This window comes from Stenotrophomonas sp. Bg11-02 (assembly GCF_002836635.1).
Lineage (GTDB): Bacteria > Pseudomonadota > Gammaproteobacteria > Xanthomonadales > Xanthomonadaceae > Stenotrophomonas > Stenotrophomonas lacuserhaii.
The window spans coordinates 18,560-45,534 of the sequence record NZ_PJAY01000071.1 but is presented as its reverse complement, the minus strand read 5'-3'; the positions used below and the strand labels follow the sequence as shown (position 1 = coordinate 45,534).

19 protein-coding genes and 1 riboswitch are annotated in these 26,975 nt (G+C 64.0%); of the genes, 6 read left to right on the top strand and 13 right to left on the bottom strand.

The annotated features are described in order from the left end of the window. Positions 1–99 precede the first annotated feature (99 nt). The 7 genes from CXG43_RS18275 to CXG43_RS18245 are packed head-to-tail and all read right to left on the bottom strand — an operon-like array spanning position 100 to position 6,513. Complete coding sequence (locus CXG43_RS18275; protein ID WP_101101777.1) at positions 100–1,467, bottom strand: ATP-binding protein; 1,368 nt, start codon at positions 1,465–1,467, stop codon at positions 100–102. Positions 1,468–1,484: 17 nt separating this feature from the next. Then, positions 1,485–2,159, bottom strand: coding sequence for a response regulator transcription factor (locus tag CXG43_RS18270; protein WP_101101552.1), 675 nt, complete (start codon positions 2,157–2,159; stop codon positions 1,485–1,487). A 24-nt stretch (positions 2,160–2,183) separates the two neighbouring features. Beyond that, the gene (locus CXG43_RS18265) at positions 2,184–2,798 is read right to left on the bottom strand and encodes a hypothetical protein (protein ID WP_232767893.1); all 615 of its coding nucleotides are present in this window, start codon (positions 2,796–2,798) and stop codon (positions 2,184–2,186) included. Between the two features lie 34 nt (positions 2,799–2,832). Continuing rightward, a complete protein-coding gene (locus CXG43_RS18260; RefSeq protein WP_101101548.1) occupies positions 2,833–3,669 on the bottom strand; it encodes an SDR family oxidoreductase in 837 nt (278 codons plus the stop codon). Beyond that, entirely contained in the window at positions 3,669–4,343 is a 675-nt protein-coding gene (locus tag CXG43_RS18255) for an iron-containing redox enzyme family protein (protein WP_101101546.1), read from the bottom strand. Before CXG43_RS18255 ends, CXG43_RS18260 begins: the two co-directional genes overlap by 1 nt. After that, positions 4,340–5,782, bottom strand: coding sequence for an AMP-binding protein (locus CXG43_RS18250; RefSeq protein WP_232767891.1), 1,443 nt, complete (start codon positions 5,780–5,782; stop codon positions 4,340–4,342). Before CXG43_RS18250 ends, CXG43_RS18255 begins: the two co-directional genes overlap by 4 nt. A 50-nt stretch (positions 5,783–5,832) precedes the next feature. Then, entirely contained in the window at positions 5,833–6,513 is a 681-nt protein-coding gene (locus CXG43_RS18245; protein WP_101101541.1) for a thermostable hemolysin, read from the bottom strand. A gap of 466 nt (positions 6,514–6,979) precedes the next feature. On the opposite strand from CXG43_RS18245, the gene CXG43_RS18240 reads away from it, so the two are divergent. After that, complete coding sequence (locus tag CXG43_RS18240; protein WP_157825133.1) at positions 6,980–7,255, top strand: hypothetical protein; 276 nt, start codon at positions 6,980–6,982, stop codon at positions 7,253–7,255. A 1,553-nt stretch (positions 7,256–8,808) separates the two neighbouring features. Here CXG43_RS18240 and CXG43_RS18230 read toward each other — a convergent pair. Further along, the gene (locus CXG43_RS18230) at positions 8,809–9,864 is read right to left on the bottom strand and encodes a TniB family NTP-binding protein (protein ID WP_157825131.1); all 1,056 of its coding nucleotides are present in this window, start codon (positions 9,862–9,864) and stop codon (positions 8,809–8,811) included. Further along, the gene (locus tag CXG43_RS18225; protein ID WP_101101533.1) at positions 9,854–12,247 is read right to left on the bottom strand and encodes a hypothetical protein; all 2,394 of its coding nucleotides are present in this window, start codon (positions 12,245–12,247) and stop codon (positions 9,854–9,856) included. Before CXG43_RS18225 ends, CXG43_RS18230 begins: the two co-directional genes overlap by 11 nt. Before the next feature lie 1,503 nt (positions 12,248–13,750). Between CXG43_RS18225 and CXG43_RS18220 the strand changes: the two genes are divergently transcribed. The 3 genes from CXG43_RS18220 to CXG43_RS18210 all read left to right on the top strand — a co-directional run bounded on the left by CXG43_RS18220 (position 13,751) and on the right by CXG43_RS18210 (position 17,427). Further along, complete coding sequence (locus CXG43_RS18220; protein WP_101101531.1) at positions 13,751–14,098, top strand: RcnB family protein; 348 nt, start codon at positions 13,751–13,753, stop codon at positions 14,096–14,098. Positions 14,099–14,247: 149 nt separating this feature from the next. Further along, positions 14,248–16,023 carry an amidohydrolase gene (locus tag CXG43_RS18215; protein ID WP_198552989.1) on the top strand — a complete coding sequence of 592 codons (1,776 nt, stop codon included), beginning with the start codon at positions 14,248–14,250 and terminating at the stop codon, positions 16,021–16,023. 48 nt (positions 16,024–16,071) lie between these two features. Further along, positions 16,072–17,427, top strand: coding sequence for an EAL domain-containing protein (locus CXG43_RS18210; protein WP_101101527.1), 1,356 nt, complete (start codon positions 16,072–16,074; stop codon positions 17,425–17,427). A gap of 106 nt (positions 17,428–17,533) precedes the next feature. Here the strand turns inward: CXG43_RS18210 and pnuC are convergent, their stop codons facing one another. The 3 genes from pnuC to CXG43_RS18195 form a co-directional block, all read right to left on the bottom strand. Next, entirely contained in the window at positions 17,534–18,109 is a 576-nt protein-coding gene (pnuC, locus tag CXG43_RS18205; RefSeq protein ID WP_191769033.1) for a nicotinamide riboside transporter PnuC, read from the bottom strand. Beyond that, positions 18,106–20,277 (bottom strand): TonB-dependent siderophore receptor, encoded by a 2,172-nt coding sequence (locus CXG43_RS18200; protein ID WP_101101525.1) that lies wholly within the window; start codon positions 20,275–20,277, stop codon positions 18,106–18,108. The genes pnuC and CXG43_RS18200 overlap by 4 nt, the downstream gene beginning before the upstream one ends. Positions 20,278–20,344: 67 nt before the next feature. Beyond that, positions 20,345–20,440: riboswitch (TPP riboswitch) on the bottom strand. Between the two features lie 41 nt (positions 20,441–20,481). Then, positions 20,482–21,618, bottom strand: a complete 1,137-nt coding sequence (locus CXG43_RS18195) for a phosphotransferase (RefSeq protein ID WP_101101523.1) — start codon at positions 21,616–21,618, stop codon at positions 20,482–20,484. 119 nt (positions 21,619–21,737) lie between these two features. Here CXG43_RS18195 and CXG43_RS18190 point away from each other — a divergent pair, with 119 nt between their 5' ends. Continuing rightward, positions 21,738–24,107: a TonB-dependent receptor gene (locus tag CXG43_RS18190; RefSeq protein ID WP_101101521.1), complete on the top strand. Its 2,370-nt coding sequence runs from the start codon at positions 21,738–21,740 to the stop codon at positions 24,105–24,107. Next, positions 24,104–26,248, top strand: a complete 2,145-nt coding sequence (locus tag CXG43_RS18185) for a phospholipase C, phosphocholine-specific (RefSeq protein ID WP_232767876.1) — start codon at positions 24,104–24,106, stop codon at positions 26,246–26,248. The genes CXG43_RS18190 and CXG43_RS18185 overlap by 4 nt, the downstream gene beginning before the upstream one ends. 13 nt (positions 26,249–26,261) lie before the next feature. On the opposite strand, the gene CXG43_RS18180 is transcribed toward CXG43_RS18185, so the two are convergent. Then, the gene (locus CXG43_RS18180) at positions 26,262–26,900 is read right to left on the bottom strand and encodes a response regulator transcription factor (RefSeq protein ID WP_042614729.1); all 639 of its coding nucleotides are present in this window, start codon (positions 26,898–26,900) and stop codon (positions 26,262–26,264) included. Positions 26,901–26,975 lie beyond the last annotated feature (75 nt).

Sequence of the window (26,975 nt, the reverse complement as noted above, 5' to 3'; positions counted from 1 at the left end):
ATTTTCGTGTTCTTGGATGGACGACCGCCTGTGCTATTGCCGGGGGGAGAATTCACTATGCCCTTTGAATCCGCGCCACCAAGGACGCGACCTAGGAGGCTACGCGTTGGCATGCAGTTTCACAGTCACCTTCAACCCGTTGAGGCATTGCGACGTTCCAAGGCTGATCTTCCCGCCGTGCACGTCCAATGTCTCCTGGACGATAGACAGGCCTAATCCGCTCCCCTCCGCGCCACTTCCGATCACACGGTAGAAGCGGTCGAAGACGCGGTCCTGCAGGTCCTTGGGAATGCCGGGTCCAGAGTCTTCCACCGTGAGAACGCATTGCTCGCCCGTCTGTTCGGTAGACACCACCACGACCCCATGTTCGGGGGTATACCGGATGGCATTCTCGACGAGGTTGCGAACCAGCAAGCCCAGCGAGAACTCGTCGCCGAAGACGTCCGCTTTGTCGAGAACGAGGTTCATGACCTGACGCTTGGAAGCTGCCAAGGCCCTGAGCTCCTCAACCTCGTTGCTCACCAGGGCGTCCAAGCTCAGCTTGCGAAACGCATCCTTGCCGATGCTGCGCTCGGTTCGGCTCAGCGACAGCAGCTGTGATACCAAGCGCTCAACCCGTTCGACACCTCGGGCAAGTAACCGCTGTGACTCTTGGCGTTCTTCATCAAACGTGGCGAGCCGCGCGTTGTCTGCATGAACCTTCACTGCGCTGATCGGCGTGCGTAGCTCGTGTGCTGCATCTGCGATAAAGCGGCGCTCGCGAGCCAAGGCTAGATCAAGCCGCTGCAGCAGCTCGTTTACCGCGCGAACCAGGCCGTGGACCTCCTCTGGGAGCTTCGTGTCATCCAAGGGTGTCATTCGGTCGAGGTCACGCTCACCGATGTCGGTGGAGACTTTCCGCAACGAGCGCGTCGCCCAGGCGACCGTCAGCCAGATGACCAAGGCCATCACCGGAAGAGCGAACAGCAGCGGCAGCAGCGTGCCGATGGCAATGTCCTCGGCCAGTTCCTGGCGGATGTCCGAGCGCTCGGCGGACTGAAACCATCGACCCTGTGGGGAGCGCAGTGTAAAGGTACGCCACTGCGCCCCGTCTATGTCGACATCCGCGTACCCCGGCGACAAGCTCGCCATTGGCGCAGTGGGCGCACTGTCCGATCGAAGGAGCAGACGACCCTCAGGCGTCCATATCTGAAAGGCCAGCTTGTTCTCGTAGGCATGTCCGTCTTTGAAGGCCAATGCCTCGCCCACGCCCTCAGCGCGACCGTGCCAACCGCGCAGGACGATCGGATCGCCGGGAAATGCGCTCAGATCGCTGAGCGGCTCGTCCACCAAGCTCAACAGTACCCGTGAGGACTGCACCAGCCGGGCGTCGAACATCTCCCCGGCCTCCTGCAACCCAGCCCGGTAGCTCAGACCGGCCGCGAGCAGCATGAGCAGGGAGAGCACCCCCAGCAACACGACCAGCAGGCGGCGACGGATGGACGTCATGCAGTTGCATCCGAGGGGTCGCCCAAGGCATAGCCGATCCCCCGCACGGTGCGGATGATGCCGGGATCCAGCTTCCTGCGCAGCTGGTGGACATGCACATCCACGGCATTGCTTGCCACGTCCTCATCCCAGCCATACAGGTGCTGTTGGATGGTCTCGCGCCCAAGCGGCCTGCCTTGTTGTTCCATGAGCAGTCTGAGCAGGGCGAACTCCCTGCGGGTCAGGTCGAGCGTGTGCCCTCTCCAGATAGCGGTCAGGCGGGCCGGGTCCAGGCTCAGCGCACCCGCTTCCAACGTCGGTTTTGCACGGCCTACGCTGCGGCGGAGCAGGGCGCGCACCCGGGCAAGCAGCTCGGGGGTGTCGAACGGCTTGCCCAGATAGTCGTCGGCGCCCACGTCCAGCCCAAGGGTGCGGTCAGACGCCCGCTCGCGGGCGCTTAGGACCAAAATGGGCACGTTTCCGCCCGCTGCGCGCGCCTTGCGAATGACGTCGATCCCGTCCAGTCGTGGCAGACCGAGGTCCAGCACAACCAGGTCGATGTCGCCGTCGCCGATGGCGGTCAGTGCGGAGGCACCGTCCTGCACCCAGTCCACGGCGTATGCCGCGCGGCGCAGGGCGGTCCGGATGCCTTCCCCGAGTGATGCGTCGTCTTCGGCGAGCAGGATGCGCATGCAGGCAGTCTCGTTGTCCCGGGCTCACTTGGCAAGGTGGCCCCGGACTTCGTTGAGTTTGGCGGTCGCTTCGGCACGCCGGCCGGCATCGGCGACTTCCCGGCCGGGGCGGGCAGGTGCAGCAATCGCCTTTTCGAGCGCTGCCCGGGCGCCTTGCCAGTTCTTCTGGTCGCGCAGGAAATCGCCGTAGAAGTAGTTGGCATCGATCCCGTTCGGATCCACGGCCAAACCCTTCTTCAGCATAGTCGCCGCGGTTTCGTCATTGCCGAAGCCCAACGGCCAGCCCGGAACCTGATAGTAAAGGGCACCCAGGCTGGTGTAGGCCGCACCCTGCAGTGCGTTGGGATCTATCTTCAGGGCGGCCTCGAAGTCCGCCCGTGCCTGTTTCACCAGGCTGAGCGCCCCCATGCCACCTTTCTCGCCGGCGAGGCTGGAGAGGACGATACCCTCCCAGATCAGTGCGCCGGCATCACCTGGCTCGGTCTGACGGGTCCTCGCTGCCTGGCTGGCCAAGGCCTCGAACGCGGTCTGTCGCTGCGCCTTACTGGTCTGGTAGTTGATCTGGGCCCAGCGGTCGCGCAACTGGGCGACTGTCATGGGCGTTCCCGGTTCGGCAGCACAGGCAATGCCGACCAACATGACCAACGCGCTGATGAGCAAGATGAACATGGTTTTACCGTGACGTTGCTTCATGGGAGGAGTCCTCGTGGATGGGCTGCGCTTGAGAGGCGTGGCGCCTGATGATGGGAAGCTGGGCACGCAGGCTGCGGTCGACCAGCGCGGGGAACATGCCGTTGATGCGGGCGAACAGCTTTTCCGGCCAGCCGAGCTGGCGGCGCCGATCGCCTTGGACGATGGCCTGGACAAGCGCAGCGGCGACAGCCTCCGGCGCATCGCTGCCGACCTTGAGCTCGGCATTGAGCGCATCGACGGCAGGCGTATTGAAGGCGGTGCGCGTGGCGCGCGGAGAGAGATACTGGAAGCTCAGGCCGGTGCCGTCGTGTTCTCGGGACAGCGCTTCCATGAGCCCCCGCAGGCCGAACTTGCTGGCGCTGTAGGTGGCAAAGCCGGCAAAGCCGATGCTGCCGAAGGTGGAGCCGATGGCGACCACGCTGGCCTGTTCGTGGCGGCGCAGCATTGGCAACAGGGCATGGATGAGCAGGGCAGAGCCGACCAGATTGGTCTGCAGCAGGTGTTCCAGCTCGTCGGGATGCTGGTCTTCGAACAGACCGAACGCGCTCTGGGCGTGGCCCAGCACCAGCACCGAAGGGGAAACATTGGCCTGTCGGATTGCGGCGATCAGGTGCGAGCGGCCCAGTGGCGTGGACAGGTCAGCGACCACGGTCTGCAAGCGCCCAGCCGGTAGCTCTGCGGCAAGTGAGGTGAGCCGGTTGCGGTTGCGCCCGACGGCCATGATAGAGGCGCCCGCCTGGACCAATGCGTGGCACAGCGCCACGCCGATGCCGCCACTCGCGCCGGTGACGATGACGGTCCTGCCGGCGAGGTTCATCACGCGGCCTCCGCCCAGCGCACGCCGTCCTGGCGAAGCGTGCGGAAGATGTCCCCGTACAGCACGTAGAAGCGCCGGGCGGCATGGATGACGGCCTGCTGGTCGGCGGGGTCGTCCAGGCGGTCCATCAGCCCTTCAAAGAAGCCGACATGCTCGATGTCCAAGTCGCCGTGGGACAACAGGTAGCTGAAGGCATTGCGCGGCAGGTCGAGCGAAGTCTGGATGGTGTTGGCCGCACGGGTGGCCAGCGCCACGCTGGTTCCCTCCAAGACCAGTACCATGCCGAAGAAGCCGACCGGGTTGCCGCGGTGGATGGTGTCGTAGGCGTAGCTCACCATCAGCTCGGTGGCCAGTGAGGGCAGGCTGGAGGCGGCTTCGGCGCGGTCGGCACCGCAGGCCGCCAAGTCGTCCAGCACCCACTCCTGGTGGCCCATTTCTTCCTCGATGTATTCGCCGATGGCGGTGCGCAACCATTCAAGCCGGGCCGGCAGACGCGCACCGCAGGCCATCAACAGCGGTACGGTGTGCCTGACATGGTGGTAGGCCTGCCCCAGAAAGGCGACGTAGTCTTCGCGGGCGATCTGGCCCCCCAGCGCGGACTGGATGATCGGCACGGAGATCAGGGTGGCTCGCTCCTGCTGGGTCTGGGCGAGCAGTTCGGAATGGAAACTCATGCGGATACTCCCGTGGAAGGAACGGAGGCGGGACGGCGATAGCTCGCATCGACCTCGGACTGGAAATGGCACAGGATGGCGTCGCGGCGCGGGCGCCCATTGGCGGTGAGCAGCCCGGCACTTGCAGAGAATGGCGCCGGTGCGCGCACGATGCGCGAGACGCGGGCGTAGTCGGGCAGGCCGGCGTTGACCTCGGCTACGGCGCGGGCGAGGGCGGCATCGTCCAGGTCGGCGCGACGCGGAACCAGCACGGCGACGTTGTCGGCCTGTGCTTCGCCCCATACCACCGCCTGGGCCAGGTCCGGGTGGGAAAGCAGCTCGCTCTCCACCCATTCGGGTGAGACATTCCGACCGAACGCGGTGATGAAGACATTCTTGCGGCGGCCGGTGACGTAGACGAATCCGTCAGCGTCGACGTGGCCCAGGTCGCCCGTGCGGATGGGACCGTCGGGAAGCGGTTCGGCACCGAGGTAGCCCAGTGCGCGTGCCCCATCGACCTGGATTTCATTGTCGACAATGGCGATACGAGCGTGTGGAAGCGCCTTGCCGACGCTGCCATCCCGGCTCGCGCCGGGTTGATTGAGGCAGACCACCGAGGCACATTCGGTCAGCCCATAGCCTTCGAAGACCGGCAGCCCCAGGGCGCGCGCCCGTGCAAGCAGCCCCGGCCCTACGCGCCCACCGCCGACGGCGATATAGCGCAGCGAGGCGGGCAGGGCAGCACCGCTTTCGGCGGCCATCACCACCGCCAGTAACAGCTGAGGCACCAGGATGAAGCTCTCCGGCTGATAGCGGTGCAGGCACCGCAACAGCGTCGGCACGTCCAGGCCCGAGGCGCCGGTGTAGCCGATCTCCGCCAGCGACGGCAGCGCGATCTGAGCGTGCGAGAGCAGCGTTGCGTACAGCCCGGCGACGTTCTCCAGCAAGGTGGACAACGGCATCAGGCAGAGATGGCGGCGCGGCGCAATCGCAGACGATCCTTGCACCAGTGAACTGGCGACCGTAAGCAGCGTGTCGGCCGACAGGCACACGCCCTTGGGGCGGCCGGTTGTGCCGGAGGTGTAGGTCACGCATGCGGTGCCAGTGGGAAGGTCGACCGACGTCGCCGGACAGGTCCGCCACTGGGCGAGCGTCCCGCCATCCAAAGTCCCCAGTGTGCCCATGCTGCCCGCTGGCGCAGGCGCGCCCCGGGCGGTGACCACGCATTGGGCACCGCTGGACTCCAGGGCATGAGCGATCTGTTCGGGAGAGAAGAATGTGGGCAACGGCACATGCACGCCGCCGAGCTCGCGCACGGCAAGATCCAGGACCAGCCAGTGAATGCCGTTGTCCAGCTGGCTTGAGACGCGGTCGATGCCTTGCAGGTCCAGCCGACTAGCCAATCGCAGTGCGCGCTGCCGGATCTGATCATCGCCAATTTCCGCGCTGGAAGTGAGCACGCGTGCCTTGTGCCCGCCGAGACCGGCGATCAGGGGAGAGGTCAGCGCGTTCACTGCGCCCCCACCATGGCTTGCAGAGATGGATCAGGATCCGTCTTGGCGCGCGCATCGTGTCTTCGTGCTTGATGCAAGAACGCACGTCCGGCGGCGACATTCCCGCAGACCACCTTCGGCCGGGCCTGGTAGTAGCTGCCCCACTGGGAGGCATCGCCGGTGAGCCGCTCTGGGCTTGCCTCGCCAAGTTCCACCGTCACCAGATGCAGTCTGTCGAGGGTGTTCCGCAGCTGTTGGGTGGCCGCGAACAGCACCCAGCGCACGCGTGCGGCATGCAGCATCTCGGTCAACCGGACAATCAGTTCACGGGCGATGCCGGGCGTGGTGGCGGCGAAGTTGCCGATCTCGGCGATACGGTCGCGGCCCACATTGGCGATCTCCCGATGCGAGAGGATGGCCTGCACCGGTTCATCGAGATATTGCTCGACGAACAATGGGCCTTCGCTGCCCACGCGCATGCCGACCGCCGCCACCAGGTGCCCTTGGCCATCCCGGAAAGCGAGCAGATGGGGCAGGAATGCGTGCAGGTTGGCACCGTAGCGTTCGCGATATACGTGGGCGATGAACTGCTCCACCTCGCTGCGGCTTGAGTCTTGCGGGCCCACCACCTGCGACTGCGGCAGGATCGATGGGAACGTGACAGCGAGAGAGGTGGGGATCCAGGACATGGCGAGCATGCTGGCCGGCTTGGATTAAGGACCAATTAGCCGTTAGTTAAGCAGTCATTAGCTTTTGGGAAGACTTTCGTTGAGGTGGCCCCGTCGGCCTGACATCCTCCTAGCTCTCAGGAGCAAGTGCGTGTGCGCGATGGCCATCTGATCAATCGCTGGCAGCGTGGAGGATTAGGGATGTTTATCAAGGGTAGGGCGGATGTCTGCTTGTGGCCGGAAGTGGACACCGAAGTCGGCTGGCAGGGAGCGACCACAACCTGGGAAACTCGCTCAAGGACAATCGCAGACACTTCTTTGGTCGCGAGGTAAAGCACCTTGACGATCTGTGCTATGAATATAGACAGTTGAATGAATGTGCATGGGAGGCCGTGCGATGAGTCGGAATAATGTTCCTTCTCAAGAAGATTTTGCTCGCGCAAAAGCGGCAATGAGGAAGGACGATCAGGGGCTAGCTGATGTTCGGAGAAATATCATGAACGAGTTCGGATCGCGAGGGATCCGCCAGGTGTTTTCACTGTACTCACGTGCAACCAATAGCTTTGGCGTATTCGTCTTCTTCCAGTCAAACACAGAAGTTGCTAGCGCGCATGAGTCTGGACTTGTTTCCGAAATAGAGGGGGCTGCTCTGCAGGCGCTTGAGGAAGTCGGGCGAGGACCTAAATCAAGCATCGATGTACGCTTTGAATTTGATAGTGACGAGAACGTCCAGATGGATTTCGCCGGGGACTACTCTCGCCGGCTTCGGTAGAAGGGGGTGGCAACGGCCCGGATGCGCGCCTGCAGCCTGCGGCGATCAGCTGAATCGCCCAGGCGACTTTGAATCAGCTGCTGCTATCCGATGGTCCGCTTCTGGCCGATAGCGGACATGCGGATGCAGGTCAGAAATGAGAGATTCCTGGACGAATGGAGACGCAGAGAGATCGATTCACGACGCTGTCTCCACGTTGGGACTGCGTAGTGAAGCCATACGCAATTCCACTACCTTCGCCCCTCATGCGGTAGATACCGGCAACGTGGACTGATAGACGATAGATGCCGCTCGAACAATCTGCCCGGTAGTTGTACTACGTGCCGGGAGCGATCGTTGAAGTGCTTCAGCGACCCGTTGCGGTGTGAGGCCCTCTCGGAGCTGTCGCAGGGACTGATGAAAGGCAGCGTTCACGCGATTAGGTGGAACGTCCCGGTACAAGGTGCGTTGCATGCGCAGTTGGGCGGAGTAGCGGGCAACCTGCCCGGGAAAACACCTCCTGTCGTAGCCACGAATCCCGCAAGTGCGAGCCAACTCCTGCATTGAGGGCAGAAGACAAGACTTGTCGGAAATCAGGGCTTCAATTGTCTTGGAGAACGCTATCCATGCATTGGGGAGATTCTCGCGCCCAAGTGGGATGTCGACGGAGTAGTGAACCCCTGGTAGCAGCGCAGACGCGGACTCTACAGGTCTGAGCAACATATCCAGCACGGAGACGCACTGACTCGCTGCCGCCCCGAGAAGGTCGCCCAAGTCCACTCGGCCGATGTTTGGTCGCAATCTCAATGTCGGTACATTGGCGTCGTGCCACGCCATGTAGCGAACGAAGTCATCTCCATGCGTCTTGAGTGGCAGGTAACGTAGTGTCTTGGCTCTGCCAACATCCTCTACGGCTTGGATAAAGGCTAGCAGCCTGGATCTCTCCAGAACCCGAGTGGGGTCATCAGCGACCCACTGGATTAGCTCTTCGACGCAGTGGTTTGTCCATTTCTCAGCACGGCTTGGAGCATCGAAACGTGCCCCGGCGGTGAGTGAGCCCCTGCATACTGGACACGCTAAGACGTTCACCCCTCTGAACACAGAACTTCCGCAGTGTGGACAAGTGTTCTCAATCCTCGCTCCGTGCGTTGCACAGTGCGAGTACGCAGCGAAACGCCAGATTAACCGCGAGTAGGGGAAGTCATCTTCCTGCACGCTATCGGCGAGACATCTTGGGCACCAAGACGCTCCCTTGCACAGCGTCCCTGACCGGCCGGAGACAATTTCACCGATTCCTAGGAGCGTTCCCCCGAGAAGCGGCTGACCCGTGAGTCGTTCCAGCGCTCTCGCTCGCCGTAGCACTACGGGACCAGTGCCGGATAGTCTCGAGCAATCCTTGTAAGTGCCCGAGTCAGATCCTGACGCAGCATCAAGAAGGGCGATGAACGCTGACCAAGGAATTTCGCACAGGCGCGTTAGTCGCAGGCAGTAGCTACTGAGGGACTCAGTGCCGGACGTCCCAGCGTCAATAAGCTTAAGTGGTGGCAGCTCCGTCCAGTTTGGCATGTGGGATGTCATGGACCGGTCGCCAGGTCAGCGGAAGGGCCGATGTTCAAGTAATCAGCTAGTGACGTTGCAGGTTTGGAGCTCGTCAGACGATTGAAGCTATCAATATCTCGCCAGAACGCGCTGTGATTCCTTGGTGTACCGGACGCCAACTTGAGGTGGACCGAAGTCAGCTCCGAGCGTCCAGCTCTGCATCTGAGCTCGTTTGCGCGCCTGAGATATCTTACGGTAGGCCCGAATATCCCTCCTCCATTCAGTGCAACCAGCTCCAGGTGGTCCTGAAGCAAAGTAGGATGAGATAGCGGAAAGCTTGCGCCGATTGCCTTGACCAAGGTGGCGTAGCTCACTAAGTCCTGCTGCATCCTCAGGTTGTACGGTCGCATGTAGATGATGTCCGAGCGGTTGAAGATCTCCTGAGCATCTTCATAAAGCGGAGAGGCCTCATGGGTACCGAACATGACCGCTGCGCAGCCGATCTCCTCAATGAGCGCCATGATTCCAAGCATGTAGTTGCGAGCACTCTGCGTCCTCGCGACTCGGCAGATATTTGCGACCTCGTCTATCACTATGTACTTCAGGCCTCGAACTTTCGCCATTCTTTCAAAGGACAGCCGGAGCTCCCGCTCCGCTCGACGCGATCGAACTTCTTGCCAGAAATGCGAGGAAGCGCGTTCTTCAGCGGACTCGTCAAATCTGTGAGGACTGCCAAGATGCGAGTCAGGTCCTAACCATCCGACCTCGGGTTCTGTGATCTCCTGATGGAGCCTTAGAGCGAAATCCTTGGGGTTAAACTTGTCGCCTTGGTTCAACACGGCTCTTACGGAGATCAAGGGGATGCTGCCGATAGGCCAGTGCCTAGGGAGGCCTGCAAGCGATGGCATAAGACGGCGTCGCAACTCACTCTTGCCTGACCACGACGGCGCAACCAGCCATACGAACTCGCCGGGCCTTGCGCGTGCAATGGATCCAAGCATTTCGCGCTCCGCCGTCACGAAGCGCTCGTGTGGAATGAAGGGAAATGACTCGTTGCAGAGTAGCTTGTCCAACGGACTTTCAATGCTCATCATGACTACCGTCGATCACTAGGTCAGGAAGAGCGCTGAAGTCGATCTTCAGGCGGCCCTCTGGTTTGATGGGCTTCGGTTTTCTAGGGTTAGGCGCAGTGTTATCGCTCTTCCTTTGCTCTGAGTCCATAGAGCGCTGTGTTGCATTGGCCGCACTGGTCCTCTCATAGCTCTGCCTCTGGATGGCTTCCTTCCTAAGCACCGTTTCCGGACGAAGGAGCTGATCCCACATTGCCTCGAAGAAACGAGCTTCAGCGGGGAAGTGGCCGATCTCAGTAACCTTTGAGCACCATGCTTTGTATCGCCTCGCAGTCGTCTGAATCCACACGAACGTTGTATCTTCCGGGTCACGACGCGCCTCCAAGATCTTCTCAGAGGATAGATGGCTAGAAAGCTCTGCATTTGTGTAGCTTCTCCCGCAGAAGCGGAAGCCGCGCGTTCTCTCATAGGTCGTTGACTGAAGTTTCACAGAGGTGCGAAAAAGAAGCTCGTCGTCCATGACGGTTGGGCGGCCTGAGTTCGGTGCGAGGCGGATGAGTTCTGCCATACGCTCACCAGATCCGCAGTGATCTGCGCCAGGGAGCCGCGGGAGCAGGCCGTACAGGTGCTCGGTGATCTCGGACTCGGTAGTCGAGAACTCCATTCGAGCGGTCGAGCGGCTCTTGAACTTTCCATCTACGCTCCTCCCCGCCTGATCTGGCTTTGTGCTGCCGATCAACCGATGACTCACCATTGCGTTTATCTGGCCTTGGATGGTCTCGCACTGCGAGTTGTATCGACTTCCGCCTGTAGGCACCGTAAGGATGGCTATTCCATATACCTGACAGAGGTCAGCTATTCCGGATTTTAGGTCGGTGCCCCGGTCGATGACGATCGAATGAGGGAGTTGTTGGTGCTTTCGGACATAGTTCCTCAAGAGTATGAGTGGGCCATCCCGTCTGGCTGGACCAAAGACAAATGCATGGGCCATGACGTGCCCAGAAGCCTCGTCCCGTCCGCAATAGAGCAGCGGGCATTGGTCCTCCATACCTTCTCGTCCTTGGATGAATGTTCTGTGGTCGACCTTTGTCGCATCGATGTGAAGCACGGAATGCACAGCGAGTGCGGTTCCGGATCTAACCCGGGCGTCAGAGCGCACCTTGTTTGCCTGATATCGGCGCTTTCCGCCGACCGCAAGATCGCGAACCGCTCGAGACGTATTCTTTACTCGGCTCAGAAGCGCCTTATAGCCGGGCGCAACTATGCCGAGTTTTTCACACTGGCCGACGAGCTCTCGATGGAGATCACACTTGCTGGTCACCAGCCCGCCTAACCAGTGGGTCTTGATGGTTGCACTAACGACGGCTGCTTGGGCGGCGGTGAGGCGACTTGACCTGTTACCGGACCTTGCGTAGTTCGTAAGTGTCTCTTGCAGAGGATTGCGCCCCTCCGCGCGCGCCGCCTTGACCCTCTTATCCAGTGGCCTCATTCGGCGAGGTAAGGGTTTGCCGTCTGCGATGATTTGATCGAGCCTCTTGAGTCTTGCAACGGCCTTGCTGACATCGGTTGAGCTCGCGAGCGACGTGGGATCGCTCGCGTCCAGGTACAAGACTTCAATGCCCTTACTTATCTCCGCACCGATCGCCAGCGCCTGATCCCGGGTGAGGGTAAGGTAGAAATTCTGTACATCTATAAGTGGAACTTGTTCTATCGGGCCGAACAGGAGCTTATCCGCGACGAGGGAAGCGGCAATGCCGGCATTGAACCAGGCTATCTCCTCCATCAATGCTGAGATGGTTTTAGGCCCGGCGGTGAGCCGCCTCTGGACTTCTGTGAATCCTTCGCGGCGGACAAAGGAAAGCTCCTCATCCCAGCTTTGGTAGATGAATTGGAGGTTTCGGAGATAACGGCTGTTGTATGGGGACATGGCCCGCACCGAGTACGCAATGCCATGCACCTCTGCCCATCGCTCATATGCCAGGTTACGGTACTGGCCGTCATCCAGGATCCACTCATCTGGCTTCTTCTTGATCAGCGAATCAAGCTGAGGGACCGACTTGCACTCGACCACCTCGACATACGACCTCCGAATTACGAGGAAGTCTGCGTGGGCGGTGGTTATGTGGCGCCCTCGTCGTATGCCGCGACACTTGACCTGACAGACATACGCTATGACATCGGGATCCAGCTCCAGTTCCAAAGCATATGTCTGCTCAACGGTGTGGCTTTCAAGCCGGCGTATGGCGCGACATTTTTTGGAACTGAAATCGACAATCACATTGTCTAGAGCATAGGCTCCGACCGCTCGGCCGGCACCTTGGCTGAACAGGTCAAATGCGAACGCGCGGTCCTCTATGCAAATATCTAAGGTTCTTAGGTGGTTCTGTAGTTCGTCTGGCGTCATCTAGGCCTCCCTTGGCCGGGAGAGGGCAACACCTCACCCTCCCGACCTCAACGGGTACTTGAAAGAAGTACGTGGCGGGGGTAGATTCAGCTCAGCGGATCCAAACGCTAGCTGCTCACAAGCCCCGGCCTGCAAGCCGGGGTTTGTTGTTTCTACCCTAGTGTTTGAACTCAGCTCAGCTCATGGGTGCTCTCCTGGACGGTCGCCTTGAGGTCTGCCTCTTGAGGCCTCGAAGAGCCATCGCGCAAGGGCCTGGGAAGGGACTACCCGGCCTCGACGGCCTGGCATATGCACTACGTCAACGCCGAGGCGGCCTTGGACAGCGGCGCGCCTCGCTGCCTCGAGACTGCGGAATCCTAGAGCCTGCCAAGCATCGGCAATTCGTACGTAGAGTCCAAACTCATCCACGATCGTCCCCAGCAGCTCATCCTCGGACTGGGATTGAAGTGCCGCTCTTGGTAGCGAAAGGGTGCTCATGCCACCGAAACATACGGAATCCACGGTCCGTTGCAAGCGATCCGGGGTATACAGGCTCTTTCGTGGAATAAATGGTTATCCGCCAAGTAAAATCAAAGACATGCGCGCCAATTTTCCTTCTTGTCGACGCTGGCCACTAAGGACGTTGCTCGCGCATTGCGCGGTTACTGCGCCGAAGCAATCCTTTGACACCCTGATAGCCGGTGTGAGGTGATGTGGCTAGGCGGACGTTATCAGTGCCGCCATCGTCCGGGCCAGGAACAAGCCTGTGGATAAGCAGGAAGGCTCCTGAAGCTGCCGGTGGGCCTCCCGCAAGCGCCTGTCCACAGGCCAGAAGGTGACACCTCCACAGCCGGTCAGTAAAGGGCCAGACTCAGCGCCGGGGATAGGAGCTCACCCGGACCGCCGCACTTTGACGCGAGCTGAAGACTTACTGCGGCCACGGTACTGGCTTGCATCGCCTAGCGTGCTCATAGTGTGTGCATTCCCTTCATAACGTACACGCGACGAGAAAATTGTTATTAAAACAAAGGTTTGTGGAAGCCCGTGTACGGTCTTCGGGCACAATGTTCCACATGGGTTGTGCACAGGTTCCCCTGAGAACACCCAACTTTGCGACTAATTGGTGTCCAAACTATGGGGAGATGGCTACTTGTGGGGCGAACACACCCGGAGCAGCGGCCTGGTAGCTACTGCGGGCAGCGTCGGCTGGACCACCGCGATGCGCAGGCACTGTTGGACGGCGAGGAAGCGCGAGCGTCGGTCTGGCGCCGCACGGGGGAGGCTGCGCGGCCATTGATGACGCTGCGAATCCACACATGACGCTGGCGGCACCTTCCCGATGGATATCTTGCCGGGACGTTCGCCCACGATGAGCTCGCCGCGCTTCAGGACCACCTGGACCAATACTGCTGCCACCAAGCAGGCGTGTTTGCTGATCAGTGAGCCCGCTTGGTTTCTTTCACGCCAGCTGATCTATATTCGGCCCCAACAGGCCGCACGCCGCGGCCGGGGCGGGAGATTTCCATGAGAAGCGTACGACTGCTGGGCGCTGCATTGACTACGGCAGCACTGCTGGCCGTGGCCCCGGCCTGGGCCGACCCGCCGCACCACGCCAAGGGCAAAGGCCCTCCTGCCCATGCCGGTGGACCGCACAACCGCGATGCGCCGCCGCCCGGCTGGCAGAAGAAGGCGTGGCGGCGGGGTGAGCGCCTGCAATGGGCGGAGGTGGATCGTCGCTATTGGGTCGACGATTACGCGCACTACCGGCTGCGCGATCCCGGACGCGGCGAGCGTTGGGTCCGGCAGTCCGACAGCGAGTATCTGCTGGTGGAAATCGCCACCGGCTTGATCATCGACGCCCTGCATCGGTGATCCAACACGGATGAGCGACGAGGCGGCTGGCCGGATCGACGCATCGGTCCGGCCAGCGCCAGACAGTTCCCTGAAGACACCATCGGCCCGCTCTTTCCGCGAAGGCTGCGTTGGCGGATACCGCGCTGGATCCCGCTCGGAGAACCAAGATGAAACGTCTTGCCACGGGTCTATCCGTCCTGCTTCTGTCCGGCTGTGCGGGCTACGCGCCCAAGCCGGTTTCCGCGCCCGCCACGATGGCCGCCGCGCAGGATGCCGCCGACGTCATCTACTTCGGCGGTGACGTCGTCACGGTGAACGACGCGCAGCCCACGGCAGAGGCGGTGGCGATCAAGGACGGCAGGATCCTTGCCGTTGGCCGCCTGGAGGATCTGGTCGCCCGCGCACAGGGCGCTGGCACGCAGCTGATCGACATGGCAGGAACCACGATGCTGCCGGGTTTCATCGACCCGCACAGCCACTTCCTCAACGCCATGACGATGGAGGACCAGGCCAACATCACCGCCCCGCCGGTGGGTCCGGCCAGCACGGCCGCCGAGATCGTCGCTGAACTCCAGCACTTCGCAAAAGCGAAATCCAAGGCGCCTGGTGACCTTGTCATGGGCTATGGGTACGACGAGAACCTGCTTCCCGGCGACCACCCGCTGACCCGCGATGACCTGGATCCGGCGTTCCCGGACACTCCCGTGGTCGTCGTGCACGTGTCCACCCATGGCGCGGTGCTCAACTCGGCCGCGCTGAAGAAGTTCGGAATCTCGGCCGCCACGCCCACGCCGCCCGGCGGCATCATCGCGCGCAGGCCGGGCACCCGGGAGCCGACCGGGCTGCTGATGGAAACGGCCTGGATTTCCCTGCACGAACAGATGCCCGCTGCTTCGCAGGAACAGGAGCCGCGCCAGCTCCGCTATGCGCAGGACCTGTATGCCGCCGCAGGGGTCACCACCGCCCAGGACGGGGCCTCGATGGCCGCACAGGTAGAGGTGCTGAAGCGCGCTGCGGACCGCGGTGAGCTCTTCATCGACATCATCTCCTACCCCTTCATCGGCGAACTGGAGAAGGTCCTGCAGGCACACCCCGCCAGGACGTTCGGTCACTACGACAAGCGCTTCAAGCTGGGGGGCTGCAAGATCATGGCCGACGGTTCACCGCAGGGCAGGACGGCCTACTTCACCACGCCCTACCTGACCGGCGGCCCCGGCGGCGAAACAGACTGGAAAGGTGAGCCCACTTTTCCGCGGGACATCCTCGATGGCATGTTCAGGACCTGCTATGACCGGGGGCTTCAGGTCATCGCCCACGCAAACGGCGACGCTGCCATCGACACCGTCCTCGGCGCGCATGCGGCCGCCACCGCTGGCACCGCACCCAGGGACCGTCGCACGGTGGTCATCCATTCCCAGTTCGTCCGCCGGGACCAGCTGCAGCAGTACGTGGACCATCAGCTGATCCCCTCGTTCTATACCGAACACACCTTCTTCTTCGGGCAGGCGCACATCAAGAACAGGGGGATCGCGCAGGCATCGTTCATCAGCCCGATGAAAACGGCCATCGCGATGGGGCTCAAGCCGACCAATCACACCGATTTCAGCGTCGCGCCGATCGATCAGATGATGGTGGTGTGGACAGCAGTGAATCGCCGACTACGCAGCGGAGATACCCTGGGGCCCGACGAACGGATCAGTCCCTTGGACGCCCTCAAGGCGATCACACTCCATGCCGCCTACGCGTACTTCGAAGAAGCGGAAAAGGGCTCGATAGAACCGGGAAAACTGGCCGACCTGGTGATTCTTGACGGCAACCCGCTCACGGTCGACCCGGGCGCGATCAAGGACATCAAGGTGGTCGAAACCATCAAGGAAGGCAGGACGATCTACCGGGCAGCGTATGACCGATCGTCGGGCGTCGCCAGCCCCGAAGGCGGGTAACACCTGCAACGCTGCACCAGTACCATGGCGAAAAAAAAAGGATCTTGCATGCTCGAGACAGGAAGTGCGCGAAGCAGCCGGGAATGGGTGACCCGCAAGTTCCCCGATCACTCGCAATGGCCGCGCGTGAAGCGTCTGCTGCACCTTGGAGGGATGGTCTGCGTGCTGCATGGCGTGGCGTGGGCGGCCTACTACGGCAGTCATGGCATGCTCGTGCTGGCCTGCGTGCTGTGTGCGCTGATCCTGGTGGGTGTGGGCTGCTTTGTCATCGCCAACCGGCGCGACCGGCTGCCGATCGTGCTCATCGCGCACGTACTGCTGCTGATGACCATCTTCGTCAGCCTGGCGGAAACGCCTACCCTGGCGGCGGCACGTTCCACCCACCTGTTCCTGCTGCCGATTGGTGCGGCGACCTTCTTCCTGTTCCGCAGCGAAGGCGTCTACCTGCGCTGGATCCTGCCGACGCTGTGCGTGGTCGCGCTGGCCTGGCTGGCGATCAGCCCGGCCAGCCTGGGTGCCGGCCTGGAACTGCTCTCCGACACCGTGCGCAGGGTCCGCCATGGCCTCAATACGGTGACGGCCATGGCGTTGACCGTCGGGGTGCTGGCGATCTTCCGCGAAGACTTCAGCACCCAGATGGACCAGTATGCCGCGCTGGTGCGTGGCATCGCCCAGCGCGAACTGCGCGGCTACCTGCAGCCGCAGGTGGCGCTCAACGGCCAGGTCGTGGGGGCCGAGCTGCTGCTGCGCTGGGACCGGCCCGGGCACGGGCTGCAGTCGCCCGCCAATTTCATTCCGCTGGCCGAGCAGACCGGCCTGATCCACGAAATCGGCCTGATGGCGCTGCGCCGTGCGTGCGTGCAGTTGGCTGCATGGGCCACGTTGCCCGGCGTCAATACGTGGGTACTGTCGGTGAACGTGAGTCCGCTGCAGCTGGCCTCGGACAGCTTCGTCAACGACGTGCGCGGGATCTTGCGCGGCACCGGGGCGCCGGCCAACCGGCTGCGCCTGGAGATCACCGAATCCGCTCTCGCCCACGACCACGCGCAGATCGCTTCAACGATGAACGCCCTGCGCGAGGACGGCGTCTCCTGGTCGCTGGATGACTTCGGCACCGGCTTTTCGTCGCTGTCGCTGCTGCAGGTATTGCCGCTGGATGAGCTGAAGATCGACCAGACGTTCGTAAGCGGGATGGGCGGGGACGCAAGCCATCGCGAACTGGTGCGCAAGATCATCGAGATCGCCGCCATCCTCTTGGTGTCCACCGTGGCCGAAGGCGTGGAAACCGAACAGCAGCGCGCATGGCTGGCCAGCATGGGTTGCCGGGTGTTCCAAGGGTATCTGTTCGGCCGGCCGGTGCCGGCCGATGACTTCCATGCCGCGCATGTGGCGCCGCTGGTCTGAGCGGCGCTAGCCGGCTGGGTTCGCAGCATGCCCTTGGTAGCGCCGAGCCATGCTCGGCGGGGGCATCGTGACGCGGCAACGAACGGCCGCCGAGCACGGCTCGGCGCTACCGGTATCCCGGCTGCCGGGCGCTGGCCGACCACGAGCGCACGCCCAGCATCGCCAAGCCGATGAACACCACGTACAGCGCGGCGGTCACGTGCAGTGACTTGAACAGGTACACGCCGATATAGATCACATCGACGAAGATCCACAGCCACCACGCCGCTACGTGCCGGCGCGCCTGCCACCACTGCGCGACCAGGCTCAGCGCCGCCAGCAGCGCATCCAGCCACGGAATCGCCGCGTCGGTGAGGGTGTGCATGCCGGCACCGAGCGCCAGCCCGAAGGCCACGCCGATGCCGAGATCGCGCACTACATGACGCGCCGGCAATGGCACGATGCTCACCCGGCCGTCGGCCTGCGCGCTGTGCCGCCAGCTCATCCAGCCGTACACCAGGAAACCACCGAACACGACTTGCAGCAGCGTGTCCGAATACAGGCGCGCCTCGGCGAACACCAGCGCATACAGCGCCACCGAGGCCAGCCCGATCGGCCAGCCGATCAACCGCCGCCGGGTCATCAGCCACACACCGGCGATGCTGAGCGCCGCGGCCGACCATTCCAGCAGTTCGGCGTTCATAGCGCGATGGTGACCGACAGGCGCGCCTGCCGTGGTGCGCCGGCGAACAGGTAGTAATCGCCGGCGCTGCTGCCGGTATCACGCCAGTAGAATTTGTCGAACACGTTGTCCACCGACAGCCGCCAGGTGACCGGCTGCTGGCGCAGCGTGTGCTGGTAGCGCAGGCCCAGGTCGACCACGCTGTAGCTGGGCGCGCGCACGCTGCCATCCACCGTGGCGGTGTTGGACGAGGCATAGCGCCAGCCACCGGTGACGCCCATGCCGGCGACGAACGGCAGCGCGTAGTCCAGGTGCACGGAGGCCCGCGTCTTCGGTACGTTGACCAGCTGGTGGTCTTCGTAGGCGGCGGTGGCGGTATCGCGTGCACGCGCCTGCAGAACACTGGCGCTGGCCGTGATCTGCAGCTGCTCGGTGAGGTGCCCGTTGGCGGTCAGCTCCAGCCCGGTGTGGGTCTGCTGGCCTTCCTGCACGAAGGTGTATCCGGCATCGCTGTCATCGGCACGGGCGTACTGGAAAGGCTGGCTGGTGCGGAAGAGCGCGGCCCCCAGGGTCAGCGCATCGGTGGCGCCGTACTTGATGCCCACTTCCAGCTGGCGCGACAGCACCGGCGCCAGGAACTCGCCATCGTTGGACGTCCAGAACGGGGCCTCCTGCCCCAGCGAAATGCCGCGCACGTAGCTGACGTAGGCGTTCACTTGATCGGTCGCGTTCCAGATCAGCGCGGTCTGCGGCAGGAAGCGTGAGATCCGGCTGTGACGTTCCGGATTGCCGCGCTTGTCGTAGGCACGTTCGTCCAGCCGCACCATGCGCCCACCGGCCAGCCACTGCCAGTCATCGCCGAAGCGCATGCGGTCCAGCACGAACAGGCCATCCTGGCGGCTGTCCAGCCGACGCACGGAGGCGCCGGGCTGCAACGGGGAAGGCGTGAACACCGGTACCTGCGGGTCATGGATGTTGGCGGTGCCGACGTACTCGTTGACGTTCTGCCGCTTGTCCACCGTGCGCCGGAAGGTATCGGCGCCGATGCTCAACTGATGGGTGACGCGGCCGATGTCGACGCTGCCGCGCAGCTCGGCGCGCAGTTCCTGGTTGACCCGGGTGTCGTCCGGGCTGCGGTAATCGTAGATGTCATAGTCGCCGTTGGGCGCGAAGTAGTTGCCCGGCACGCTGCCGTCGGCGCACTGCGCGGCGTAGTAGCAGCCGTAGGCGAAGGCCACGTTGTCATCGATCACCGAACGGCTGTGGCTGGCCGACACCCGCGATTGCCAGCGCGGCCCCAGCTCAAAGGTATGCAGGGCGGTCAGGTTGGTACTGGCGATGCCGACCGGCTGCTGCCACGGCTGGTAACCGAGCATCTTGGAGCGGTCCACGCCGCGCGGCAGCTCGGTTGCGCCCAGCAGCTGGAAACCCGATGCCGAGCGCTGTGCGCTGGTCTGGTAGTTGGCATCCACTTCCAGCTTGCCGCGTTCGCCGATCAACCAGTCCGCAGCGAGCGAATAGAAGTTGCGCCGCCCGTCGGCGTGGTCGATGTAGGACGCGCTGTCTTCCCATGCGGCGTTGACGCGCACGCCGAAGCGCGGGGTCAGCCAGTGGCCCACGTCCACAGCGGTGTAGCGGGTGCCTTCCGAATCGGTGCCCAGGGTGACGGTGCGCACTTCGGCGGTGCGCTTGCCGACGTAGTTGATGATGCCGCCCGGCGCCATCACGCCGGCAGCCAGCCCGGCTTCGCCCTTCAGGATTTCCACCTGCTGGATGTTCTCCAGCGCGATGCGCTGCTCACCGGTGGTGGCCAGGCCATTGAAGCGGTAGCCGGTGGCGGTATCCAGCGCAAAGCCGCGGATGGCGATGTTCTGGTAGTAGCCGACCGGCGCGTAGCTGTCGCCCAGCGAGGCATCGTTGGCGGCTACTTCGCTCAGCGTGCGCACCTGGCGGCTGTCCAGCAGGGTGCGGTCCAGCACGTTCACCGAGGCCGGGGTGTCCTTCCAGCTGGCCGCACCGAAGCTGCTCGACGGCGTGGTGGCGGCCGGAGCCTGCTGGGCCTGCACGCGCACGGCAGCCAGTTCGGTCGGTGAGCGATCGGGGACATCGGCAAAGGCATCGGCAGCGTGCAGCGGCAGCACGGCACAGAGGGCAATGGTCATCAGCGTGGGGCGCAGGCAGCGGTTCATTCGATTCGTCATCAACAGGAAGAAAGACGAAGCGACGGCGCGCGCGCAGTGACCCGATCGGTCCATGTGCTTGCAGCTCAAAGCTCCCTACGCCGGTGCAAACCGGATCAGGTTCCAAGGGACTCTCTCAGCCTGGTCAACCCAGGCACCCCCGCTTCAGGCGCTCATTTCACACCAAAACGGCTGAAGAAGCGAATCAGCCGCTCAGGCGGCGCCGCGCAGGGTGGCCAGCAGGCCCTGGCCGGCGGGCGTGCGGAACCAGTCGGCGTGGCCGAGCAGGAAGGCCCGGTAGGCCACGTCGGCGTTGGCGCGGGAGCGGGTGATGGCGTGGAAATACTCAACTTCAGACAGCGCGAAATCCAGGTGCACCACGGGCAGCAGGTCGGCCAGCAGCTGGACCTGGTCGGACGACAACGCACGCGCATCGCGGTAGCCGACCAGCAGCGCCAGTGCGATGTCACCGCGCACCGCCTGCGCGCCACGGTCCAGTTGCAGCCACGCGATGGCATTGCGCTCGATCGCCGTGGCCAGGTCGTACAGCGCGCTGGTGGGCGAGGCCAGCCCGAAATCGAGCACGCTGCTGACCGTGGTGACGCCGCTGCCGGTCTGCCACAGCAGGTTGGACACATGCCAGTCGTTGTGCCCCCACAGGCGAGGCTCGGCGGCCAGCCGTGTGGCGAGTCCCATGTGCCAGGGCAGGATCGCGCGCTGCAGCTCGGCCCGCCACGGCGTGTCGGCCAGGTAAGCGGCCAGCCCGGGACGGTCGGGCAACTGCGCGGTGAGCGCCGCGATCGGGTCCTCGGCGCGGATCAGGTCATCGCGGGCCACCAGCAGGTTCGTGGCCCGCTGCGGTGCGTGGAAGCCTTCTGCGGCGGTGTGCAGCAGGGCCAGCATGCGGCCGGCCTGCCAGGCCTGTTCGACGCTGGCCGGTGGCGTCCATGAGGGCACGTCGCGATACAGGTCCTGGCCGATGCCTTCGGCGTGCACTTCGAAGGTCCAGACGCCGTGCTCGAGTGCGGTCGCGCCATTCTGATCAGCAATCACCTGCACCACCGGCAGGCCCTGCGCGGCCAGATGGGCGATGAAGCGATGTTCTTCGGACACCACCGCGGCGCTGCGCACGCTGTGGTGGTGGCGCTTGATGAAGAACCGTCCGTGTGGGCTCTGCACGAGCGCGGCCGCGGAAAACGGCCGCGGGCTGTGCCACAGCAACCGGCAGTCGCCCTGCAGCTCCACGAAATGCTGCTGCAGCCACGCGATCTCGCCGGCGCTGATCGCAGGCCAGTCGGCTGGGACCTCGTCGTTGTCGAGACCTTGGACGTGGTGGGCAGGAGTGGTCATGGGCAGGCTTCAGCAGGGACGCCATGGTACTCCGCCGACGTGGTTGCGCTCTGCGATGTCATGTCCACGTCATTCCCCCTGCCAATACTCCGGCGGACCCCACCCCATGAACCGACCCGATGCCTGCTCCCGGACATAGCCGCTATCCGCGTATTTCCCTGCTTGCCTTGATGTTGCTGCCTGCGCTGCATGCCTATGCGGCAGAAGAAGCCGCCCCTGCCGACGATGCGCGCACGCTGGACCAGGTGCAGGTGATCGGCCAGGCCACCAGCTATGCCAAGACGTCGGTCAGCAAGGAAACCATCAACCGGCAGACCATCCTGAGCAGCGTCAACAACGCGCTCAACGAGCTGCCGGGCGTGGTGGTCAGCGAGGCCGATGCCACCGGTTCGTCGGTGTGGGGCACGCAGATCAGCATGCGCGGTTTCGTCACCAACCGCGATACGCAGCAGATCGGCACCACCATCGACGGCCTGCCCAACGGCGGGTCCGGCTATGGCGGTGGTTCGCTGGCCAACCGCTACATCGACACCCTGGACCTGGAAACGGTGGAGGTCAGCCAGGGCACGGCGGATATCTCATCGCGTTCCAACGAAGCGCTGGGCGGAACGCTGAATTTCCTCACCAGCGATCCGCTGCAGGAACAGCGCGTGCGCTTCGTCGTTGGCGGCGGTGACAACGATGCACGCAAGTATTACGCACGCTTCGATACCGGCCTGCTGGCCGGCCACACCCGCGCCTGGATCAGCGCTTCGTCGGCCGAGGTGCGTGACTGGATCGACGGCAGCGGACGCACCAGCAACAACCACGTGGCGGCCAAGTTCGTCACCGAACTGGATCGCTGGACGCTGAGCGGCTACGCCTCCTACAACGATGCCAACGAACCGGAATACACCAGCGTTTCGCCGGCCAGCTTCGCCACCAACCCCGAACGTGATGGCCTGGTCGGCAACCTGACCGGCATCCCGAACCTGGACCAGAACTTCCGCTCCGGCTCGCGCGCGCTGCGCGAAAACACATTCGGCTACCTGCGCGCAGCGTTCGATGGCGGCAATGGTTTCAAGGCCAGCGTGGTCGGCTACGCACACAAGATGGAAGGGCGGGGCGACTGGCTGCCGCCCTATCTGGTGCAGGCGCGCGAAGACGGCGTGGGCAATCCTGAGTCCGAGTACCGTGGCGGCGACACCGTGTACGGCGGGTCCGCGCTGGGCCAGTTCTATTTCGTCAATCCCGATGGCAGCGCCGCGCAGATGATCCCAGGATGCACGCCGCGTGCCGGGTTCACCGCCGACTACGATCCCAACTGCTACGCCGCAGGCGTGCAGGGCGTTCAATCCTATCGTCACTCGCACTACGACAACGATCGTGCCGGCTTCACCGCCGACGTGGAATGGAAGCAGGATTTCGGCCGCATCGACAACACCGTGCGCGGTGGCGTGTGGGTGGAGAACGTGGACCGCAGCGTGCGCCGCGACTGGCACCGTCTGCTCAATGTCGGTACCGATATCTCATTCGACAACGTGCCGTACTGGGTGCAGTTCGAAGACCGTTACAAGGTCGACGAACAGATGTACTACGTCGAAGACGTCGCCCGCTTCGGTCCGTTCAGTGCACGCGTTGGCGTCAAGCAGTTCTTCGTCGACCAGAAGCGCCAGCGCACGATCGGCGCGGCGGAGAACGTGCGTTCGGATTCGAAGTCCGATCCGCTGCTGTCCGCAGGCGCCACCTGGACGTTGCCGGTGCAGGGCCTGGAAGCGTTCGCCGGTTACTCGCAGAATTTCGCCGCCATTCCGTCCGGCGTGCTCGGCGAGACCGACGCCCAGCGCTTCGCGCGGGTGGAGCCGGAAACCGCGGACAACATCGAACTGGGCCTGCGCGTCAGCCGCTGGCCGCTGACCGGCTCGATCACCCTGTACAACATCAAGTTCGACAACCGCATCGTCTACCTGCCCGCGCGCCTGGCCGACGGCATCGATTACCTGGACGAAACCGATGGCGTCTACGAAAACTTCGGTGGCGTGGAAAGCACCGGCGTGGAAGCCGCGCTCGGTTACGGCTGGGACAACGGTTGGCGCATCAACGGGGCCTACACCTACAACCGCTCTGAATACCTGGGCAGCGGCAACGCCGCGCGCGATGCCGAACTGGGCATCGTCGACGGCGCCGATGTGATCGGTCAGCCGCGCCATATCCTGGTGATGTCGGCCGACTGGCAGGGTGAAAGCTGGAACTTCGGTGTGTCCGGCCGTTACCTGGGCGAGCGTTACCTGGATGCGTCCAATGCCAACAAGCTGCCGTCGGCCACGGTGTTCAACGCCAACATCGGCTTCGATCTGCAGGACCTGTCGCCCAAGCTGAAGGGCGTGGGTGCCAGCTTCGTGGTCAGCAACCTCACCGACCGCCGCTACCTGTCCGGGGTGGATGGCAGCGATACTGCGTTCATCGGTGCGCCGCGCACCGTGGGCTTCTCGGTACGGGTAGATCTGTGAGCGAACAGCCGCACACGCCGCACGACGCCGGCCGCCGCCGCCTGCTGCAGGGCGGCATTGCGGCCGGCATCGCCGCGCTGATGCCGAGCATCGCGCGCGCGGCGGCGATCGCCCCGGACGCGCGCACGCGCAGCCTGCAGGACCTGCAGCACATCGTGGTGCTGATGCAGGAAAACCGCTCGTTCGACCATTACTTCGGCACCCTGCCGGGCGTGCGTGGTTTCGGTGACCGTTTCGTGCCGCCGGCGCCCCCTCTGGAGCCAGACCAGCCGGCGCGCACGCTGTGGCTGCAGCCCAATGCCGCCGGTACCCGCGGCATCGCGCCGTTCCCGCTGGATACCGCCGCGCACTTCGGCCACATGCGGGTGGAGGGCACCCCGCACACCTGGCCCGATGCACAGAAGGCGTGGGACCACGGGCGCATGGCGCACTGGCCTGCGGCCAAGCAGGACCACGCGATGGGCTATTACCAGCGCGCCGACCTGCCGTTCCAGTTTGCCCTGGCCGAGGCCTTCACCGTCTGCGATGCCTACCACTGCGCGATGCAGGCCGGCACCAACCCCAACCGGCTGTTCCTGTGGACCGGCCACAACGACCCGCACGCCCTTGGCGGCGGGCCCGCGGTGGCCAACTCGCACGACAACTTCCCTGAGCTGGGCGGCCACCCCGCGTCCTACACCTGGACCACCTACGTCGAGCGGCTGCAGCAGGCAGGCGTGGACTGGCGCATCTACCAGGACATGGCCGACAACTTCACCGACAACCCGCTGGCGGGCTTCGAAGCATTCCGACTGGCCTGGCGGAACGCACCCGGGCACGATGCCGAACTGCGCGAACGCGCGGTCAGCACGCGCGGACTGGACCAGCTGCGCCAGGACGTGCTGGACGGGCGCCTGCCGCAGGTCAGCTTCCTTATTGCCGATGCCGCCGGCAGCGAGCACCCCGGCCCCTCCAGCCCGGCGCAGGGCGCGGCCTATACCGCGCAGGTGCTGGACGCCCTGACCGCCGATGCGGCGGTCTGGAGCCGCACTGCGCTGCTGGTGATGTTCGACGAGAACGATGGCTTCTTCGACCACATGCCGCCGCCGGCGCCGCCCTCGGCCGACGCTGCGGTGGCGGGCGGATGGGCCGGCGCTTCGGTGGTGGGCACCGAAGGCGAATACCACCGGCATCCTTCGCCGGGTAATGAGAAGCAGGACGAAGCCGCGCTGCGTGGCCGCCCCTATGGGCTGGGGCCGCGCGTGCCGATGTACGTCATTTCACCCTGGAGCCGCGGTGGCTGGGTGGATTCGCACGTTTACGACCACACCTCGGTGATCCGCCTGATCGAGCGCCGATTCGGCGTGGCCGCGCCGGATATCTCAGCGTGGCGGCGCGCGGTGTGTGGCGACCTGACCGCGGCGTTCGACTTTTCGCAGATCGACAACCGCCCGTTCGCGCACGCATTGCCGGCCACGGCCGCAACCGCCGCGCGCGCCGCCGCCTTGCCCGCGCGTACCGTGCCGGTAGCTCCGCAAGCCTTGGAGCCGGCGCGCCAGGAGCCCGGCGTGCGACCCTCCCGCGCGCTGCCCTACCGCCCCGACGTGGCCATCCAGACCGACCCGCACGCAGCCGAAATCCGCCTCACCCTGGCCTGCGAGGGGGCTGCCGCCGTGCTGCACGTCTACGACCTGCTGCGCCTGGATGCGCTGCCGCGTCGCTACACCGTAGGCCCGGGCAAGCAGCTGCAGGGCAGCTGGCCGCTGCATGCGGAACAGGGCTACGACCTGTGGGTGCTCGGCGCCAATGGCTTCCATCGGCGCTTCCGCGGCAGCGCGCAGGCGCCGATGCCGGTCGAAATGGAGATCGAGCGTGTCGCAGATGGCATGGTCCTGCAGCTGCGCAACCCCGGTTTGGCGCCCGTGTCGGTGGCGGTGCGCGGGGCGGCCTATCCGGGCCTGATGCCGGAGCGATCGCTTTCGCTGGATGCCGGTGAAGCGGCGCGCATCACCTGGCCGGCAGCTCCAACGGGCGCCTGGTACGACCTGCAGGTGCAGCAGCCGGGGGCCCGCCAGCGGCTGGCCGGGCGCGCGGAAAACGGCCAGCCCGGCAGCAGTGATCCGGCCATGGGCACTGCCCCGCTGCGGTTGGAGGTGGGATGAAACCGGTGCGGAATCAGAGTTGGCCGTTGCGCAGGTAATCGAACAACTGCGCATCGCTGTTCAACCCCAGCTTCAGCATCGCATCGCCCTTCTGGCGGCTGATGGTGCTGGCACTGCGATGCAGCAGCGTGGCGATCTCCTTTACCGTCATGCCCTTGCCGAGCAGGCGCAGCACCTCCACTTCGCGCGGTGACAGCGGGCGGCCTTCGCCTTCCACCATCGCGCTGCTGCCTGCTGCTTCCACGCGTTCTTTCAATGACAGGCTGACGTAGGGCAGGCCACGGTGGACCGTGCGGATGGCGACGGGCAGTTCGTCCATCGACGATCCCTTGTCCACCAGCCCCAACACGCCGGCGTCGCGCACCATGCGCAGGATCGCCAGGTTGCTGGACACGCTGAGCATCAGCACCGGCAACAACGGATAGCGTCGACGGATCATGCTGATCATCGCAAAGCCATCCGGCACGGTGCTGTCCGGCATCGAGTAGTCGGTGACCAGCACATCGCAGGGATGGGTGGACAGGTAGGCCAGCAGGTCCTGCGCGGTGGCGGCCTCGGCCACGACTTCACCGACGCCGCTGCCGTGGATGACCGACCGGGCGCCGATGCGAACCACGGGGTGGTCGTCAGCGATGATGATGCGAAGCGTCATGCTCTAGTATGGCCCCGGGTGACATGGGTTGGGTGGAAAGCAGGCATCGACGATATCCCTATTCTAAGGAGAGCG

Excerpts from the sequence above, each read along its gene's own strand:
- CXG43_RS18270 (WP_101101552.1), bottom strand. The coding sequence starts at position 2,159 with ATGCGCATCCTGCTCGCCGAAGACGACGCATCACTCGGGGAAGGCATC.
- CXG43_RS18265 (WP_232767893.1), bottom strand. The coding sequence starts at position 2,798 with ATGTTGGTCGGCATTGCCTGTGCTGCCGAACCGGGAACGCCCATGACA.
- CXG43_RS18260 (WP_101101548.1), bottom strand. The coding sequence starts at position 3,669 with ATGAACCTCGCCGGCAGGACCGTCATCGTCACCGGCGCGAGTGGCGGC.
- CXG43_RS18255 (WP_101101546.1), bottom strand. The coding sequence starts at position 4,343 with ATGAGTTTCCATTCCGAACTGCTCGCCCAGACCCAGCAGGAGCGAGCC.
- CXG43_RS18245 (WP_101101541.1), bottom strand. The coding sequence starts at position 6,513 with ATGCTCGCCATGTCCTGGATCCCCACCTCTCTCGCTGTCACGTTCCCA.
- CXG43_RS18240 (WP_157825133.1), top strand. The coding sequence starts at position 6,980 with ATGAACGAGTTCGGATCGCGAGGGATCCGCCAGGTGTTTTCACTGTAC.
- CXG43_RS18230 (WP_157825131.1), bottom strand. The coding sequence starts at position 9,864 with ATGAGCATTGAAAGTCCGTTGGACAAGCTACTCTGCAACGAGTCATTT.
- CXG43_RS18225 (WP_101101533.1), bottom strand. The coding sequence starts at position 12,247 with ATGACGCCAGACGAACTACAGAACCACCTAAGAACCTTAGATATTTGC.
- CXG43_RS18220 (WP_101101531.1), top strand. The coding sequence starts at position 13,751 with ATGAGAAGCGTACGACTGCTGGGCGCTGCATTGACTACGGCAGCACTG.
- CXG43_RS18215 (WP_198552989.1), top strand. The coding sequence starts at position 14,248 with ATGAAACGTCTTGCCACGGGTCTATCCGTCCTGCTTCTGTCCGGCTGT.
- CXG43_RS18210 (WP_101101527.1), top strand. The coding sequence starts at position 16,072 with ATGCTCGAGACAGGAAGTGCGCGAAGCAGCCGGGAATGGGTGACCCGC.
- pnuC (WP_191769033.1), bottom strand. The coding sequence starts at position 18,109 with ATGAACGCCGAACTGCTGGAATGGTCGGCCGCGGCGCTCAGCATCGCC.
- CXG43_RS18200 (WP_101101525.1), bottom strand. The coding sequence starts at position 20,277 with ATGAACCGCTGCCTGCGCCCCACGCTGATGACCATTGCCCTCTGTGCC.
- CXG43_RS18195 (WP_101101523.1), bottom strand. The coding sequence starts at position 21,618 with ATGACCACTCCTGCCCACCACGTCCAAGGTCTCGACAACGACGAGGTC.
- CXG43_RS18190 (WP_101101521.1), top strand. The coding sequence starts at position 21,738 with ATGCCTGCTCCCGGACATAGCCGCTATCCGCGTATTTCCCTGCTTGCC.
- CXG43_RS18180 (WP_042614729.1), bottom strand. The coding sequence starts at position 26,900 with ATGACGCTTCGCATCATCATCGCTGACGACCACCCCGTGGTTCGCATC.